Annotated in this window: 12 protein-coding genes; 2 read left to right on the top strand and 10 right to left on the bottom strand. The window is 54.2% G+C overall.

Features of this window, described 5'->3' with window-relative positions; all coding sequences use genetic code 11:
• Window positions 1–24: 24 nt before the first annotated feature.
• The 3 genes from NNO04_RS05020 to mpl all read right to left on the bottom strand — a co-directional run bounded on the left by NNO04_RS05020 (window position 25) and on the right by mpl (window position 4,873).
• Complete coding sequence (locus NNO04_RS05020; RefSeq protein WP_271443743.1) at window positions 25–1,368, bottom strand: APC family permease; 1,344 nt, start codon at window positions 1,366–1,368, stop codon at window positions 25–27.
• Between the two features lie 282 nt (window positions 1,369–1,650).
• Window positions 1,651–3,381 (bottom strand): amidohydrolase, encoded by a 1,731-nt coding sequence (locus tag NNO04_RS05015; protein ID WP_271443742.1) that lies wholly within the window; start codon window positions 3,379–3,381, stop codon window positions 1,651–1,653.
• A 124-nt stretch (window positions 3,382–3,505) separates the two neighbouring features.
• On the bottom strand, window positions 3,506–4,873 hold the full coding sequence (mpl, locus tag NNO04_RS05010; RefSeq protein WP_271443741.1) for a UDP-N-acetylmuramate:L-alanyl-gamma-D-glutamyl-meso-diaminopimelate ligase: 1,368 nt from the start codon (window positions 4,871–4,873) through the stop codon (window positions 3,506–3,508).
• Window positions 4,874–5,048: 175 nt separating this feature from the next.
• Here mpl and fbp point away from each other — a divergent pair, with 175 nt between their 5' ends.
• Entirely contained in the window at window positions 5,049–6,047 is a 999-nt protein-coding gene (fbp, locus tag NNO04_RS05005) for a class 1 fructose-bisphosphatase (RefSeq protein ID WP_162382984.1), read from the top strand.
• Window positions 6,048–6,133: 86 nt separating this feature from the next.
• Here fbp and yjfF read toward each other — a convergent pair whose 3' ends face one another.
• The 4 genes from yjfF to ytfQ all read right to left on the bottom strand — a co-directional run bounded on the left by yjfF (window position 6,134) and on the right by ytfQ (window position 10,751).
• The gene (gene yjfF, locus NNO04_RS05000) at window positions 6,134–7,126 is read right to left on the bottom strand and encodes a galactofuranose ABC transporter, permease protein YjfF (protein WP_271443740.1); all 993 of its coding nucleotides are present in this window, start codon (window positions 7,124–7,126) and stop codon (window positions 6,134–6,136) included.
• Window positions 7,113–8,135: a galactofuranose ABC transporter, ATP-binding protein YtfT gene (ytfT, locus tag NNO04_RS04995; protein WP_271443739.1), complete on the bottom strand. Its 1,023-nt coding sequence runs from the start codon at window positions 8,133–8,135 to the stop codon at window positions 7,113–7,115. The genes yjfF and ytfT overlap by 14 nt, the downstream gene beginning before the upstream one ends.
• 13 nt (window positions 8,136–8,148) lie before the next feature.
• Complete coding sequence (gene ytfR, locus NNO04_RS04990; RefSeq protein ID WP_271443738.1) at window positions 8,149–9,651, bottom strand: galactofuranose ABC transporter, ATP-binding protein YtfR; 1,503 nt, start codon at window positions 9,649–9,651, stop codon at window positions 8,149–8,151.
• Between the two features lie 143 nt (window positions 9,652–9,794).
• Window positions 9,795–10,751 (bottom strand): galactofuranose ABC transporter substrate-binding protein YtfQ, encoded by a 957-nt coding sequence (gene ytfQ, locus NNO04_RS04985; RefSeq protein WP_192610860.1) that lies wholly within the window; start codon window positions 10,749–10,751, stop codon window positions 9,795–9,797.
• A 308-nt stretch (window positions 10,752–11,059) separates the two neighbouring features.
• Here ytfQ and ppa point away from each other — a divergent pair, with 308 nt between their 5' ends.
• Window positions 11,060–11,590: an inorganic diphosphatase gene (ppa, locus tag NNO04_RS04980; RefSeq protein WP_162382989.1), complete on the top strand. Its 531-nt coding sequence runs from the start codon at window positions 11,060–11,062 to the stop codon at window positions 11,588–11,590.
• Window positions 11,591–11,692: 102 nt separating this feature from the next.
• On the opposite strand, the gene NNO04_RS04975 is transcribed toward ppa, so the two are convergent.
• From NNO04_RS04975 to tamA, 3 genes are read right to left on the bottom strand one after another with little or no spacing between them, the layout of a single operon-like run.
• Window positions 11,693–12,037 carry a gamma-glutamylcyclotransferase family protein gene (locus NNO04_RS04975; protein WP_271443737.1) on the bottom strand — a complete coding sequence of 115 codons (345 nt, stop codon included), beginning with the start codon at window positions 12,035–12,037 and terminating at the stop codon, window positions 11,693–11,695.
• Window positions 12,038–12,039: 2 nt separating this feature from the next.
• A complete protein-coding gene (gene tamB, locus NNO04_RS04970) occupies window positions 12,040–15,819 on the bottom strand; it encodes an autotransporter assembly complex protein TamB (RefSeq protein WP_271443736.1) in 3,780 nt (1,259 codons plus the stop codon).
• Window positions 15,816–17,549 (bottom strand): autotransporter assembly complex protein TamA, encoded by a 1,734-nt coding sequence (gene tamA / locus NNO04_RS04965; RefSeq protein WP_271443735.1) that lies wholly within the window; start codon window positions 17,547–17,549, stop codon window positions 15,816–15,818. Before tamA ends, tamB begins: the two co-directional genes overlap by 4 nt.
• Window positions 17,550–17,609: the final 60 nt, after the last annotated feature.

Here is a 17,609-nt window from a genome sequence, read left to right as displayed (position 1 = left end):
CACCAACGTGCGCGGGAGAGATGATTAATCAATCAGGTGAGCGATTTCATCATAATCAACGGACGGCGGCGACTGGCGTAATCCGCGCGTCATATACAGCAGCCAGGCAAACCCGCCCGCCAGCCACACGAGGCCCACTTTTAACGCATCCGGCGCCAGGTTCGTCCACAGCCACACCGACATCCCTACCCCCAGTAACGGCAACAGACCATAGTGAAACAGCGCAGCGGCGCCACGGCGTTGTTCATTGATCAGAAAGTGTTTGATGACGCTGAGGTTCACAAATGTAAACGCGACGAGCGCCCCGAAACTGATCATCGAAACGACAAGATCCAGGCTCAACTCCAGCGCCGTCAGGGATACCAGCGCCACAAAAATAATCGCCCGATACGGGGTATGGAAACGCTTATGCAGATGGAAAAAGATTTTTCTCGGCAAAACGCCTTCACGTCCCATGGCGTAGAAGATACGCGATACGCCGGTCTGCGCCGTCATTGCAGAGGCATAAACGCCGGTCAGGTAAGCCGCCATAAAGAAGTTGTACATCCATTTGCCGCCGACTTTTTCCGACACCACCAGGCTTGCGGTATCCTGAACCGGGATCAGCGATTGCCAGTCCGGGTAGATCAAATGCGCGGCATACGACACGGCGATAAAGATAACGCCAGCCAGCAGGACGGTAATGATAATGGCGCGAGGTAATGTCCGTTTCGCATCATCAGCCTCTTCCGCCATTGTCGCGATAGCGTCAAACCCTAAAAACGCCAGGCAAAGTACCGCCGCACCGGCCAGCAATCCGCCCAGATGCCCGCTGTCCACTAACAGAGGACGCAGCAGCGCATCCGGACTCAAATCAGCCTGGCTAAAAGAAAGGGCGATAAACAGCACGATAAAAATTAACTGTGCCGCGATTAAGGTGAAATTAACGGAGGTCATCAGTCGTACGCCAAGAATATTCAGTAGACTGACCGATATAATAGATGCCAGAACAAAGACAGGCGCCGGGATCGCCGGGAATGCCTCATGCAGGAAGATGCCTAAAACAAGATAATTCAGAATTGGCAGGAATAAATAATCCAGGATCTGCGCCCAACCCACTAAAAATCCCATTCTGCCGCCAAAGCTACGCTGAACATAGGAATAAGCAGAACCGGCCAGCGGCAACGCGCTGGTCATACGACAGTAACTCAACGCAGTAAACAGAATCGTCGCAATCGTCACGAGATAGGCGACAGGCAAATGCCCTTCACTGAGGACAGTCACCTGTCCGTAGGTGGTAAATACTCCCAGCGGAACCATATACGCCAGACCAAATGCGACCAGGGCCGGTGTTTTAAGCACTCTTCGTAGCTGATGTTTTTGTGGCATTCCCGTATCATCTCCTGGCGCTGTTAACAGGCACCGTTGAAAGGTTTATTTATAATCAAAAAAAGACCGCGGATTTTTACATATGGGTAAGATTTTGAAAAGCATAATAAGCGTTCTATTCAATTAAAATTATTTACTTTAATTTTATTAACTTATTTCACATGTAAATTTATAGAACGTCGAAAACAAAATGGACTCGACGTTATTTATTCTGCTTAAATACAATTCCATAAATAGAACAGCCTGTTTCCGTAACAGAAACAGGCTGTTTATTTCACACTATCAGGCGTCCTGCCAAACCACTTTACCGCCGACAACCGTACGCAGCACCCGCGTTTTGAATAAGGTTTCCGGAGGATTACTGAAAATATCGTCTTTCAGGACAATCAGATCGGCCAGCTTGCCAGGTTCGAGAGAACCCACTTCACGATCGCGGGCAATCATATAGGCAGCGTCGATCGTGGCGGATCGCAATACTTCTGTCAGGGTTAAATTGCGGTCATTATCAAGACGCGGGCCCGCAGGATTGCCTTCGGCATCCCACGCCCGGCGCGTCATAGCAATTTGCAGGTTATACCACTCATCAAGACGGTCTATTGGCCAGTCACTGCCATACGCCAGACGCGCGCCAGCGTCCAGGAATCGCCCTTGCGGTTCAAGATGCGGGAATCGCTCTTCACCCAGCATGGCGCGTTCTTCTTCAATCAACACCGCCGGTAATCCCGCCCACTGATAGGAGAGGACCGCCGTAACATCCAGTTCAGCAAAACGGGCATACTGATGCGCCGCCGCAAGCTCATTGTGCGCAAGACCCGGACGGACGTCCTTCTGCGGCCAGGCCTGACGCATCTCCTGCAACGCATCCAGCGCCATCTCTATCGCCCCTTCCGCCACCGTATGCATATGCGGGTGAACGCCGGTACGTCCGCACTCCTTAATCAGCGCATTAAATACCTCGGGGGTGAAGTAGAGATCGCCGTAGTCTTCTGTCGGCTGCCAGTCAGGTTGCGCGTGCGTCCCGCGGTTTTTACGGTAGGGCTGCAGCAGCGATGCGGTCATGGTCGGGGGCTGGAGCACGCCATCAACAAAAAACTTCACATGGCTGACGCCAAAACCAGGCGCGGGCTGCCACACAGGATCATTCCAGCGTTGGTTAAAGTCGACAAGTTCATCCAGCGCGCGGCCGGCATCCTGTGGACCCGCAACGCTGTCCGGCGTAATTTCACGCGCGCCGCACATCCGCAGGGTTAACTCGCCGCTATCACGCAGAGCGGCGAACGCCTTAAGTTGCTCTTCGTAAACCCGGGTATCCATGACTGTGGTTACGCCTTGCTGATTCAGGACCCGCTGAACATGACGGGCAATCAGAACGCACTGTTCCGGCGTACCGGTTGGAATGCTGTCGAAAGCGCGCATGGCTGGCGCATCTTCCAGAATACCGTTTAAACGCCCCTCTTCATCCCGGCCGATTTTGCCATCCGCCGGAACCGGGGTCTCTTCAGTGATGCCCAGCATCTCCAGCGCACGGCTGTTGGCCGCCAGCGTATGGCAGTCATTGGAAAAAAGCACCACCGGGCGGCGCGTGTTCAACGTATCCAGCGATTGACGGCACATGTCGGCACCGGCTGGGATCATCGCCTGACGCTGCCACGCACGCACGGATAACCAGTCGTCTTCTTCTTTCAGCGGGTCATCATCAAGATGCTTCTGAATCAACGCCAGCGTCTCTTCTACAGTCAGCGCCGCATAGTTCAGATTACAGCCACGCAGCTGCTTTCCCCCCCAGAATGGATGCATATGACTATCGATAAGCCCTGGCAGTACAACCCTTTTTTCAAGGTCGATCACTTCCGTTTGCGCCCCCGCCAGCGCCAGCAGTTCATGACTGCTGCCGACCGCGGCGATATAGCCTTGTTTGATGGCGATAGCTTCACAAAATTGATCGGACTTATCTGCCGTATAAATTTTACCGTTATGGTAAATCACATCGGGATTCAGGGAGTCAGGCATCATGAAGGGTGTTCCGGGATCCGTTATTCATCGTAAAACGAGTAAAAAAAAGCCTTCGCGACCAGGGCGAAGGAATAAAAAAGGCCAGCAGGATTACGCTGGCCATCATGACATTACGTTCTGTTGATCACTGCTGCGCTTTCGCCGCGAGTTTGTCTAACAGTTTTTGATGGATCCCACCGAATCCACCGTTACTCATCACCAGAATATGGTCGCCTGGCTGGGCGGTTTTCACCACCATATCCGCCAATGTATCCACATCTGAATGCCAGTGCGCAGGCTGTACACACGCTTCTGCGACTTCCGCGACCTGCCACGGAATATGTTGCGGTTGCAGCAAGAACACTTCATCCGCACGTCCTAACGACGGCGCCAGATCGTCTTTGCAGACCCCCATCTTCATGGTATTCGAGCGAGGTTCCAGTACCGCGATGATCCGCGCTGTGCCGCCCACTTTACCGCGCAGAGCGGCAAGGGTCGCGAGAATGGCCGTTGGATGATGCGCAAAATCATCATACACCGTCACGCCATTGGCCTGCCCGCGCAGTTCCAGGCGGCGACGCGCATTGACAAACGATCCCAGCGCGTTAGCCGCATCAGCCGGCAGCACGCCCACGTGACGCGCGGCGGCAATCGCCATCAACCCGTTATGCATGTTGTGTTCGCCGACCAGCGCCCACTTCACTTCACCGACTTTCTCACCGTCCAGCCACACTTCCCACTCAGACGCTTCGGTGTTCAGTTTTTTCGCCTGCCAGTGGCCCTGCTCGCCGACCAGTTCCTGTTCACTCCAGCATCCCATTGCCATCGTCTGCTTCAGGTTGATGTCGTTTTCAGGCCAGATGATCTTCCCTTGCCCAGGGACGATTCGGACCAGATGGTGGAACTGTTTCTGGATCGCTTTCAGATCGTCAAAGATATCCGCGTGATCAAACTCAAGGTTATTCAGGATCAGCGTACGTGGGCAGTAGTGAACGAACTTGGAGCGTTTGTCGAAGAACGCACAGTCATACTCGTCAGCCTCAATGACGAAGAATTCGCTCTCACCGAGGCGAGCGGAGACATCAAAGTTGCCCGGCACGCCACCAATCACAAACCCCGGTTTGTAACCGCAGACCTCCAGAATCCAGGTCGCCATCCCCGCCGTGGTGGTTTTGCCGTGCGTTCCCGCCACCGCCAGCACCCAACGATCGCGCAGAACAAAGTCATGCAGCCACTGTGGGCCAGACATGAAGGGAATGTTTTTTTCCAGCACCGCCTCAACGCAGGGATTTCCACGGGTCATGGCATTGCCAATGATGACCAGATCCGGCTGTGGGTCGAGCTGGCTGGCATCGTAACCCTGAATCAGAGAGATACCCTGATTCTCAAGTAAGGTACTCATCGGCGGATACACATTGGCGTCCGAACCCGTTACTTCATGACCGAGCGAGCGCGCCAGCATCGCCAGACCGCCCATGAAAGTGCCACAAATTCCCAAAATATGAATGCGCATACGTCACTATCCTTTTTTAATCTGGGGGCCATTTTACGCACATGTTATGCGACTGAGAAATGTATTTCAGGCGATTCCGTAGTTTGCTGGCGCGATTCACCTAAGCGCAGCCCACGTAATATTTGTTAAGATTGCCTCGGTCGCTTTACTCCACATTGATTGCAGGGAAAGTGTTATGAAAACGTTAGGTGAATTTATTGTCGAAAAGCAGCACGAGTTTTCTCATGCTACGGGTGAACTCACTGCTTTGCTGTCGGCGATAAAACTGGGCGCCAAGATCATCCACCGCGATATCAACAAGGCCGGACTGGTCGATATCCTGGGTGCCAGCGGTGCTGAGAACGTACAGGGCGAAGTTCAACAAAAACTCGACCTGTTTGCGAACGAAAAACTGAAAGCTGCACTGAAGGCGCGTGATATTGTTGCTGGTATCGCCTCTGAAGAAGAAGATGAGATTGTCGTCTTTGAAGGGTGTGAACACGCGAAGTATGTTGTCCTGATGGATCCGCTGGATGGCTCTTCCAACATCGATGTTAACGTCTCTGTCGGCACAATTTTCTCCATTTACCGCCGTGTTACGCCTGTTGGCACACCGGTGACCGAAGAAGATTTCCTGCAACCCGGTAACAAGCAGGTCGCTGCGGGCTACGTCGTTTACGGCTCCTCAACCATGCTGGTCTATACCACCGGTTGCGGCGTACATGCCTTCACCTACGATCCTTCTCTCGGCGTTTTCTGCCTCAGCCAGGAACGTATGCGTTTCCCGGCAAAAGGAAGCACCTATTCCATTAACGAAGGCAACTACATTCGCTTCCCGATGGGCGTGAAGAAATACATCAAGTTCTGCCAGGAAGAAGACAAACCAACGCAGCGCCCGTACACCTCGCGCTATATTGGTTCCCTGGTGGCGGATTTCCATCGTAACCTGCTCAAAGGCGGGATCTACCTCTACCCAAGCACCGCCAGCCACCCGGACGGGAAACTGCGCCTGCTGTACGAATGCAACCCAATGGCTTTCCTGGCTGAGCAAGCCGGCGGCAAAGCCAGCGACGGTAAAGAGCGCATTCTGGATATCACCCCGGAAAGCCTGCACCAGCGCCGTTCGTTCTTCGTGGGTAACAACCATATGGTTGAAGACGTCGAACGCTTTATCCGTGAGTTCCCGGACGCGTAATTCCTGTCATTGAAAAGGCCCGATGGCGCTTCGCTTATCGGGCCTGTCTCTGATGTCGAACTGTAGCGTTAGCGCCGCCCGGCACGTTATGGCTTCGTCGCCACGCGCATTACCACCGCATTCTGCCGATTCTCCCACAACACCGTTAAACCACGCTGTAACGCAATAAAAATAAACAACAAAATGCCGATAGCGATTTTCGTCCACCAGGAACTGAGCGTCCCGTCAAAATTAATGTAGGTCTGAATCAGCCCCTGGATTGCCACGCCGAAGAGTGTGCCTAACACCGTCCCTACGCCGCCGCTCAGCAGGGTGCCGCCAATAACCACCGAGGCGATAGCATCCAGCTCGACGCCAACACCCGCCAGCGCGTAACCGGCCTGGGTATAGAGCGAGAACACAATACCGGCGAGCGTCGCCAGCCCGGTCGAGAGCATATAGATGCGAATGGTCATACTGCGCGTTGAAATCCCCATCAGATTCGCTGACGTCGCACTCCCACCAATGGCATAAACCTGATTCCCAAACCGCGTACGATGAGCCAGAAAAATGCCTATCACTACCACCGCCAGCATCAGTAACCCCATCGCGCTCAGGCGACCGCCACCGGGGATTTTCCACGCCAGGCTTGAGAGCGTGTCATACACAGGATGGTTGATCGGAATTGACTCTTCGGAAACCAGATAGCTGACGCCGCGCAGAAAAAACATTCCCGCGAGGGTAATGATAAACGCGGGGATTTTCAGCGCATCAATCAGCAGTCCCATGAATGCCCCAAACCCACAGCCCATCGCCAGTATCAGCGGAAACGCCAATAGCGGCGAAATCCCCCAGTCACCGATGGCTTTCGCGAGGAACACGCCGGTGAAAGCGATCACCGACCCGACGGAGAGATCGATCCCACCGGAGAGGATCACGAAAGTCATTCCGACGGCAATAATCCCCAGAAACGCGTTATCGGTCAGGATGTTGCAGATCACCCGCGTGGAGGCGAAACCGGGAAACTGCGTCAGGCACCAGAGATACCCCAGCACAAAGACCCCAAGGGTGATCATTAACGGCAAATTACGTTTTATCATGACCACGCACTCCTTTTATCACGCTGATAAAGCGCTGAGACTGCACAATCAGCACGCACAATACGACGATGGCTTTAACGACCTGATTCATCTCAGGTGGAAAACCGGACAGCAAAATCCCGGTATTCATCCCCTGGATAATCAACGCGCCTATCACCGAAAGCAGCAAATTAAACCGCCCTCCCATCAGCGAGCCGCCACCAATCACCACCGCCAGAATGGCATCCAGTTCCAGCCATAACCCGGCGTTATTGGCGTCTGCTCCACGAATGTCAGCGGTGACAATGATACCGGCGATGGCGGCGCACACGCCGCTCAGAACATAGGTGAGCATGACAATAATCCGCGTGTTTACCCCGGCATTTTTGGCCGCCCGAATGTTGATCCCCACGGCTTCAATAAACATCCCCAGCGCCGTTTTGCGGGTCAACAGCCAAAACAACACCAGCGTGCACACGGCGATAATGACCGGCGTCGGCAACAGCAACAGTGAGCCGCTGCCAAACCACGAGAGATCCGGCGCATTGAAGGTCACAATCTGTCCAGAGGTGATCAGTTGCGCAACCCCGCGCCCGGCGACCATCAGGATCAGCGTTGCGACAAACGGCTGGATTTTAAGGAGCGCCACCAGAATACCGTTCCATAACCCCGCCAGAATCCCCGTCCCCAGCGCAGCCAGCAGAACGACGGGCAAACTGTGCCCGGCGACCGTCATGGCGGCAGTGGTCGCCCCGGCTATCGCCATCACAGCCCCAACAGAAAGATCGATCCCCCCGGTGGCAATCACCAGCGTCATGCCGATCGCCAACAGCGCCACTGGCGCGGCGCGGTTCAAAATATCAATCGGGCTACCGAAGAGTCGGCCATCCTGCAATATCACCTGCCAGAAGTGCGGCGCCACAACGCTATCCACCAGCAGCACCAACGCTAACGCCACCAGTTGCGGCATCCCCGTCGACCAGCGAAAGCGCTTTTTCGGCGGGGTAGAGTGAGGGAGAGATTGAGGCATCACCATGATCTCCTTAGGCCGCAATGGCGTTCATGATTGCCGGTACGGACAGTTCTGCCAGCGGGATCTCCGCCACGTGTTTGCGATCGCGCATGATAATGACGCGATCCGCGTACCCCACCAACTCTTCCAGTTCGGATGAAATCACCAACAACGCCAGACCGTCTGCGCACAGTGTTTCGATCAGGCGGATGATCTCTGCATGGGCGCCAACGTCGATACCGCGCGTGGGCTCATCGAGGATCAGAAACTGCGGTTTGGTCAGTAGCCAGCGTGACAACAGCACTTTTTGCTGATTGCCGCCGGAAAGATATTCAATCGGCTGATCGGCGCTCGGGGTACGAATACCCAACTGGCGAATAAAGCGTTCAGCAATGTCATTTTGCTCTTTGCGGGGAATCGGTCGTAACCAGCCGCGCTGCGCCTGTAAAGCCAGAATAATATTCTCCCGTACGCTGGCAGCCGCAATAATGCCATCCGTTTTCCGGTCTTCCGGGCAGAAGCCGATCCCCAGACACGACGCCTGGTGCGGCGAGCGCAGCGTTTGCTGTTTGCCTTTGAACATCGCGCTGCCGCTGTCTGCGGGTTTGATCCCAAAGATCACCTCTGCGGTTTCCGTACGCCCTGATCCTAAAAGTCCCGCCAGACCGACGATCTCCCCAGGGCGCACTTCCAGATCAAAAGGTGCGATAGTCCCCTTTTTGCCATAGTTTTTGAATGCCGCTACCGGTTTGTCACTCAACAGGGTTCTTCCCGCGCGCTGCAAGGCATGGGTATCTAACTCACGCCCCAGCATCATTTTCACCAGTTCGATCTGCGGGAGTTCGCGCGTTTCACGGCAGCCGACAAAGCGACCATTGCGCAGTACGGTGATCCGATCGCTGACCTGATACACCTGGTCGAGAAAATGCGTCACGAAGATCAGGCTGACGCCGCGATCGCGCAGATGGCGCATCAGCCCAAACAGCATTTCAACTTCCTGGGTATCCAGACTGGCGGTCGGTTCGTCGAGGATCAGCACCTTCGCAGAAAGATCGATGGCCCGACAAATCGCCACGATTTGCTGCATCGCCACAGAAAAGCGATTAAGCGGTTCGCGGACATCGAGGGAAAATCCGTAAGAGGCCATCAACTCGGTGGCGCGCCTTTCCATCTCTTTGCGCCGCAACAGGCCAAAACGACGAGGTTCGCGTCCGATAAACAGGTTATCCGCCACCGACATGTTCGGCAGCAGATTCACTTCCTGATAGACCGTACCAATACCCAGCTGTTGGGCATGGGCGGTATTTTTAGGCGAGATCGTCTGGCCTTCCAGCCAGATCGTGCCGCGTTCGGCATGGTACACACCGGTCAACGCCTTGATCAGCGTCGATTTCCCCGCGCCGTTTTCCCCCAGCAGCGCCATAATTTCGCCACGACGCAGGCTAAAATCGACATTATCCAGCGCGTTGACGCCGGGAAAAAATTTGCTTAATCCCTCTGTTCGGAGGATTTCCTGGTGTTGGTCGGTGGTCATGGTATTCCTCCGGTACACAGCGCGGCGCCCCGTAGGCCTGGTTCAGCTGGGTTTGTAGGCCGGATAAGACGCTGTGCGTCGCCATCCGGCATTTCAACGCCTGATGGCGCTGCGCTTATCAGGCCTACAGAGAGTACGCGAACTCAATAGCCCATATTTTTCTTCTTCTCTAACTCTTCTTTGGCGGTATCCGGCAGATAGAGGACCGATTTAGTAATGGTCAGCTTCTCAGGCATAGTGCCGTCTTTCTTATATTTTTCCAGCGCGTCAAAGGCTGGCCCCGCCATGTTCGGCGTCAGCTCAACGCTGGCGTTCGCTTCACCGTCAATCATCGCTTTATAGATATCCGGAACCCCGTCGATAGATCCGGTAAGAATGTCTTTGCCTGGCTTCAGACCCGCTTCTTTAATCGCCTGAATCGCGCCGATCACCATGTCATCATTGTGGGCGTAGACCATGCAGATGTTCTTGCCGTTGTTTTCCGCCTTGATAAAGCTTTCCATCACCTCTTTACCTTTACTGCGGGTAAAATCGCCAGACTGCGAGCGAATGATTTTGATGTTTGGCGCTTTGGCGATGGCTTCGGCAAACCCTTTCTTGCGATCGATCGCCACGCTGGCGCCGACTGTCCCCTGCAGTTCCACCACGTTACACGGCTTACCGTTCACCTCTTTAATCAGCCAGTCGCCAATCAGTTGCCCTTCCAGCACGTTGTTGGCAGTTACGGTGGTCATATAGAGAGATTTGTCTTTGACATCAATGGAACGATCGAGCAGAAACACGGGAATACCGGCATCTTTAACTTCTTTCAACACCGGTTCCCAACCCGTTGCCACCACCGGCGCGATGAAAATCGCATCCACGCCCTGGGCGACAAATGAACGCACCGCTTTAATTTGGTTTTCCTGTTTTTGCTGGCCGTCGGCGATTTTTAACGTCACGCCGCGTTTCTGAGCTTCACTTTTCGCCACGTTTGTTTCAGCGGCGCGCCAGCCGGATTCAGAGCCGACCTGCGAAAATCCTACGGTTAAAGGAGCGGCCATCGCCATAGACGACATAGCTGCCGAAACTGCTGTAACTAAAAGTAAGCGCTTCCACATAAGTGCGTCCTCGTCGGGTGAGTTATCGTTGATTAACAAACAGTCGCGGAAAAACTATAGACAATGGAACATGTAACGAATTGCGTTACATCACACTTCAAAAAAGTAAATAAAACGTTAATCACAAGTTTGTAATCGCTTCCATTCACTTATGAAAAATGCAGCTGTTGTTATGGATTTTCCTGTCATGCAAACGCGCTAAAAACAGCAAGGGATCATGGATGGAAACGAAAACAAGCGAAGACTTTCGCCACGAGTTGGCTATAATACTTGCCACTTGTTTGCCATACATTTTAAAGGAAACAGACATGAGCTTACTCAACGTCCCAGCGGGTAAAGACCTGCCTGAAGATATCTACGTTGTTATCGAGATCCCGGCGAATGCCGATCCGATCAAATACGAAATTGACAAAGAGAGCGGCGCACTGTTCGTTGACCGTTTCATGTCTACCGCGATGTTCTATCCGTGCAACTACGGTTACATCAACCACACCCTGTCCCTGGACGGTGATCCGGTAGACGTACTGGTCCCGACTCCGTACCCGCTGCAGCCGGGTTCTGTTGTACGTTGCCGTCCGGTTGGCGTACTGAAAATGACCGACGAAGCCGGTGAAGATGCGAAACTGGTTGCGGTACCGCACACCAAGTTGAGCAAAGAATACGATCACATCAAAGATGTGACCGACCTGCCGGAACTGCTGAAAGCCCAGATCACTCACTTCTTCGAGCACTACAAAGACCTCGAAAAAGGCAAGTGGGTTAAAGTTGACGGTTGGGACAACGCAGAAGCCGCGAAAGCGGAAATCGTGGCCTCTTTCGAGCGCGCTGCGAAGAAGTAATTTTTACTGCGAATTAAAAAACACTGCTTCGGCGGTGTTTTTTTATGCATGCAAAAACAGTCAGCGTAAAAAACAACGCCACCCGAAGGTGGCGTGTTCATCTTAGTACAGGTCTTTATCTAACCAGTTGCCGCTTTCTATTAACGTTAAACCATCAACCGGACGTTGGTACACATACATCCATGCACTCCCGTACGGCGTCTGGATCAACTGCCGTGCGTATTCACCGCCCCTGGTGCGCAAGGCATCAAGCTCGGCCAGCGTAGCATTATCAATACGATAAACTTCACCGTGTACCGTTCCGTTTCCCGGAACTGCGGCTGGATAGTGGCCCAGACTGTACAACTGGTAATTATCGATACTGTAGTTGCCCAGCAACTGGGCGTTGGTCATCCAGTGGCTGTTGCCCTGTTTGCGTCGTAAACTGCCGTAGACAAATATTCGCATTGCTAAAACTCGAACTGATAGAGCAAATCCAGTGCCTGATCTACGCCAGACACCGCTTCCAGATATAGCTTGGGCATCAGACGATAACGTAGCGTGAGTGTCGCTAAAGAGTCAAATATACCCACACCATATTTCACCTGCAGACCTGGCAGTACATACCCGCTGACCACCACCTGGGATGAGTCGCCTACCCCCTGCGTGTCCAGCGCCAGATTGCTTACGCCAAATGTCTCCCCGATTTTACCCACAACCTGACCACTTTGTGCAACCCCCAGACCAATAAGCATAGACGTCATCGCTGCACTGTCGCTTTGATCGCTGTCCAGCCCCTGTCCGCGCAGCAGATAAGAGAGCGCTTCTTGCTGGGACATTGCCGGGTCAGAGAAGATCTCCGCCTTCGGTTCATCGGCCGTTCCGGTAACACGCACTCCGGCGATCACATCGTTTTCGGTAGCCTCTGGATTACGGATAGCTTCGATGTTGAGCAGCGGCTGGTCCGGAGGACCCGAGAACAACAGTTCACCTTTACGCACAATCAAATCCTGACCATAGGCATGGAAGCGGCCTTCCGGAATGTTGATCTGCCCGTTCAGTCCCAGGCCTTGTTTGTCCTGTGCCACTTTCAGATCGCCAGTCAGACGTGCTTTCAGCCCAAACGCACTCATACGCACGTTATTGCCGACATGGATAGTCAGGTTGCTGTTGATCGGAATCGAGGCGCTCTGCGGGTTCTCTGGTTGCAGGTTATTGTTGAGCATCACCTCATCGCTGGAGACACCTACCGCACTTTCCGGTAGGTCATGCACGACAATACGCGCCCACGGCACATCCACCCGACCATCGAGGGTGAACAGACTCGGCGTGGCCTCAAACACCACATCCGGCGAGACATCGAGGCGTACCATCGGCGGTACAGTGATCCGCACCCGGCTGCCTTTAGCCGCAACCCGCGCACGCCAGTTGTCGATCTGGCTCCAGTCCGCATCGCCGCTCAGGTTAATTTTCCCCTGGTGGGTACTCACTACCCCGGCGAGTGTGGAACGTGTTCCGTTGAAGTTCATCGATATCTGGCTCGGCTGCATATCAAACGGCATAAAGTTGCCGTCGACATCCAGACTACTGAGTTGCAATCGTCCAAACATCTGCGGGCTTTGCACATCACCGCCTAAGCGCAGGTTGGCATTCAGCATTCCCGTTGCTTTCTCACCCCGCGAGAAAATAGGGTTCACCATCGCCAGATTGAAATTACGAATATTAACGTTGCCGCCCAGATTGCGTCGGCCCTGTGGGTCAGTCACCTGCAGTTGCCCGTCTAACTGACCGTTGTTGGTCAGGCGAATCAACCAGCCCAGCTCCGCGCGATTGTTGTGGAGATCGGCAGTCAGGTTCAGCGTGTCAAACGCGACCGGCAGCGGCGCGTCGTTGACGGTCTGCGTCACCTTCACATTACGGCCATTGAGCGTAATCTGCCCCTGAGGTAACCCTTCTTTGGTGGTATCCCAGGCCACATCGGCCTTGCCGCTAAATACGCCGCTCGCCTGGGTGGTATCCGGCATAAACGGTTTCAGCATCGCGAGGTCAAAACGGTTAAGGTTGACCACCGCCCGCCCTTCTGCGCCCGCATCAATGGTTTGTGGCACGCACAGTTCAGCATTCGGGTTCATCCAACAGTGCGGCCCAATACTGATTTTCTGTTCCTGATTACGATAGTCCAGCGCGATAGCGCGGTTCAGAGACCACGGGCCAACCGGCGTCTGAAAGCGTGTATTACTGAGGGCGCCTTTCCAGCGCTCTTCCTTACGGTCAAAGCTTCCCGCCAGGGAGAGCTGTCCGGAGACGGGCTCACCCTGAATCCGCAGTTGCAGTTCGTGTTGCTTTTCACTGCCTTTGGCACTCAGCGTCACAAGATTGATATTGACGTCAGGCTGTACGATTCGCTCTACGCGAAGGTTGAGGCTTCCAGCAATCTGGTCGGTCGATTTGACATCGCCTTCTACACGTACCTGCGCCACCGACAATTCCTGCCAGCGCAGACCGCGTGCCGTGATGTCCGCCAGCAGTTGCGGCGCGTCAACCGTACCGCGTACTTTTACCAACCCTTTTGCCGTCCCGCCCAGCCCCGGCAGCGCATTGTCGAGACCCGGCGCATCGATGGTGGCGTCAAGATTGAGATCTTTTACCCCCAGCTCGCCTTTCACATCCGCACTGTTCGGCCCCAGTTCCAGATGCAGACCCGGAATAATCCACTGCAGGTAGCTGTTGCCCTTCAGTGAACCGTTCACGTTAAGTTTGTTCTGCTTCACGTTGCCGGTCAGTTTGAGTTCTGGGACTTCCATCTGCCAGGTTCCGCCGTACAGGCTTCCCCGGGTTTTAATCAACCCATTGATCTTAGATGGCCAGTCAGGGATCTCTTTTGCCGTATTGATACCATCCAGCGTCAGTTCACCGCGCCAGCTGATCGCCTGCTGCCAGTCGAGCAGCGCTTTCAGTTCGGTTTTTCCTTCCAGCGCCGCAACGGTAAGTTTATCGAGATTGATTTGCTGCTCGTTGCCTTTCGCATCCAGAGTAAGGGTGGCCGGAGGCAGATCCTGCCCCTTCACCGCCGTACGCATCGACAGCGTATAGTCGGTCATCTTGCCGGTGAGCTTGAGTTTAAGATCGTCGGCCTGAAACTGTTTGTCGCCGGTAAACGGCCAGTAGAGTTGCTGGCTGACGATCTCCAGATTCAGCGGTAATCCCGCCTCTCCCAGGCGTGTCTGACCACGCAGAACCATATCGACCGGGCCTGAAAGATTAACGCCAAGCTCCAGTTGCTCGCGCAGCGCGCCGCCCACTTTTAGCTTCACCTTTTCGCCTTTGAGCGGGTCGATATTCAGCGTACTGTTAAGGGTGAAATCTACTGGCCAGGTGTCGCTCAGTTGCGCGCTGCCGGTAGCATTGACGCTCCCCTGGCTGGAGTCGATATCCAGCGCATCCAGCTTCATGTTGCCATCGATGCTGCTCACCTTCAGCAGCATAGTGTGTACCGTCAGATCGGTATCCCCGGTAATACGCAACTGCTCGCCGCGAAATTCTTCGATGTTAAGATTGAGCGGCAAATGCACATCGGTCATTTCCGGTAGCACCGGTTTGGAGAACAGATCTTTCAGCGTTTCGCCCAGCGGTTTTTCATTTGGCTGCGGGTTTTGGATCTTCGGCTCAACCACCTCTTCTTTCGCGACTTCCGCCACTTTTGGCAAGGCGATGAGCAGTCCCTGAAGCGATGTCGGCTTCAGGGTCAGGGTTTTCTCCTGCCAGTTCAGGCCGGAGGTAAAATCCAGCACTGAGACCGTCGTGTCATCAATTTTGAGGTTGATGTTATTGAGCGCCACGCGTGAAAGGGTGATCGGATAAGGCGTAGAAAGGTTCAGCGGGCCGCTGTCCTCTTCTTCTGCTACCGGTGCAGAAGGCGGCATTTTTTTACTGTCGATGGCAACACGAATGTCTTTCAGCGACAGATCGTTCACGCACAGGCTACTGTTCCACAGACAGTCGAGTTTGACCGCCAGATGTACCTCTCCGGCATTCACCGCCACGCCGGGCTGCTCGTAACGAAGATTCTTCAGAGACAGATCACGCCAGCCTCCCGTGACCTGACCAATCTCCAGCCCCGGCACCCAACGATTCGCCGCATTGAAGATCAAATGCAGCCCCGTCGTGGTGCCCACCAGAAACGCCACTGTTCCCAACAGCAGCAGAATAAAAATCAGTACCCCGAGGCTTATTTTCTTCCATAGACTCATAATTCTGGCCCCAGACCGATGTAAAACTGCATACCATTTTCTTCTTTATCGCCGACGGGAGCGGCGATATCGAGCTTGATGGGCCCGACGGGAGACTGCCAGCGTACACCCACGCCCGCGCCCGTTTTGAAGTCGCTTTTACGAATATCGCTGACCGCTTCGCCGCTATCGACGAACACCGCGCCCCACCATTTTCCGGTGACGTTGTACTGGTACTCCAGCGAGCCGGTCGCCAGCTTCGAGGCCCCTTTCAGGTCGCCGTTGCTGTATTCTGGCGAGATAGATTTGTATTTATAGCCGCGAATACTGCGATCGCCCCCGGCGAAGAAACGCAGATCCGGCGGCACTTTGTCAAAGTCGCCGGTTTCGATCCACCCCAGATTGCCGCGCATCACAAAGCGATGGCGATCGTACAGGGTGCGTATCCAGACGTTTTGCAACTGGAACACCGAGAAATCCACATCGGAACCCCAGGCGGTATTCGAATAATCAATGGAATAGCGCTGCGAATCCCCCCACGTCGGCATCAGACCGCCGCGTGAGCGCGTTCTGCTGATCATCACCCCAGGATAAAGCAGCATGGTGGTGTCCGTGACTTCCCCTTGGGTAAAGTGGTCAAGACTCCAGCGCAGATTGATGGCGCGCTGCCAGCCGCTGGAAAGATCCCAATAGCGGGAAACGGCAAGCGTGGTGGAGTCTGATTCGGTATCGTTGAGATCCGTGCGCTTAAAGCCGCCCTGTACCAGATAATATTGCTCCAGCGGGTTCTTCAGCAGCGGCATTTTATAACTGAAATCAAGCACCTGCTCGGGCGCAGAGATACTGGTGCTGGTCGTCAGGCTGTGGCCGTAAGAGTTCATCCACGGTTTTTTCCACGTGGCTTTCACGCGCGGCCCAACGTCGGTTGAATAGCCCACACCGGTTTCAATGGTGTTTTCTACGCGCGGTGACACAACGCCTTTCAGCGGCAGGACTTTCGTTTTGCGGGCCTTATCAAACTCAGGCGCGACAACCACGGAATTAAACCATCCGGTGGCTGAGAGGCGGCGGTTCAGCTCCGCCAGATCTTTCGACTGGTACTCATCGCCCTCTTTGAACGGCACCAGATGTTGCAGGTATTCATCACGAATCTGCGAACCTTCAAACGTGACATGTCCGAAGCGGTAACGTTCACCGCTATCATAGTCGATGTCCCAGAACGCCTGATGACGATCCAGCGCGATACCCAACTGGCTCTTATTAAATTCGCTGTCGAAATACCCTTTACGCAGCGCGACGCTGGTTAACGACTTTTTGAAGTTGTCATAGTCACTGTGATCCAGCACGGTTCCCAGCGCGGGTCGCGTTTTCAGCAAGGCCAGATAATCTTTATCGGTCCGCGCGCCACCGCGTAAAATGACCTCAGTGCCGCCAATCAACACCGGCTGACCCGGCGTGACTTTAGCAATTAATACCTGACGCCCTTTCGCCGGAGGCGGACGTAAATCAAATTCAATGGTCGGCTCATAATAGCCCAGCGCTTTTAACCCTTCGCGGATAGCATCATCAACGCGCGCGCGAAAGCGCCTGTCGGGCGTGACTTCGTCACCCTGAATCGTCGACAGTTGGGCACGGACGTTTTTTTCCAGCTCTCCCGATAAGCCTTCAACCTGTAGACGGACATTCGCGGCGACGGCAGAGCCACTCAAGCATAGCAAGCCGACCCAACATAACTGACGGATATGTGGCACATTTTCTCCTGAATATCCTTTTTTTCCTGGCCCTGGAAAAAGAACGCTACACCATCCAAT

The organism is Citrobacter sp. Awk 4 (genome assembly GCF_028069725.1).
Taxonomy (GTDB): Bacteria; Pseudomonadota; Gammaproteobacteria; order Enterobacterales; family Enterobacteriaceae; genus Citrobacter_D.
This window is presented reverse-complemented; position numbering and strand designations above follow the sequence as displayed.

Coding starts and splice junctions, on each gene's coding strand:
- tamB (WP_271443736.1), bottom strand. CDS start 15,819: ATGAGTCTATGGAAGAAAATAAGCCTCGGGGTACTGATTTTTATTCTG.
- ppa (WP_162382989.1), top strand. CDS start 11,060: ATGAGCTTACTCAACGTCCCAGCGGGTAAAGACCTGCCTGAAGATATC.
- mpl (WP_271443741.1), bottom strand. CDS start 4,873: ATGCGCATTCATATTTTGGGAATTTGTGGCACTTTCATGGGCGGTCTG.
- NNO04_RS05015 (WP_271443742.1), bottom strand. CDS start 3,381: ATGATGCCTGACTCCCTGAATCCCGATGTGATTTACCATAACGGTAAA.
- ytfR (WP_271443738.1), bottom strand. CDS start 9,651: ATGACCACCGACCAACACCAGGAAATCCTCCGAACAGAGGGATTAAGC.
- NNO04_RS05020 (WP_271443743.1), bottom strand. CDS start 1,368: ATGCCACAAAAACATCAGCTACGAAGAGTGCTTAAAACACCGGCCCTG.
- fbp (WP_162382984.1), top strand. CDS start 5,049: ATGAAAACGTTAGGTGAATTTATTGTCGAAAAGCAGCACGAGTTTTCT.
- yjfF (WP_271443740.1), bottom strand. CDS start 7,126: ATGATAAAACGTAATTTGCCGTTAATGATCACCCTTGGGGTCTTTGTG.
- ytfQ (WP_192610860.1), bottom strand. CDS start 10,751: ATGTGGAAGCGCTTACTTTTAGTTACAGCAGTTTCGGCAGCTATGTCG.
- ytfT (WP_271443739.1), bottom strand. CDS start 8,135: ATGCCTCAATCTCTCCCTCACTCTACCCCGCCGAAAAAGCGCTTTCGC.
- NNO04_RS04975 (WP_271443737.1), bottom strand. CDS start 12,037: ATGCGAATATTTGTCTACGGCAGTTTACGACGCAAACAGGGCAACAGC.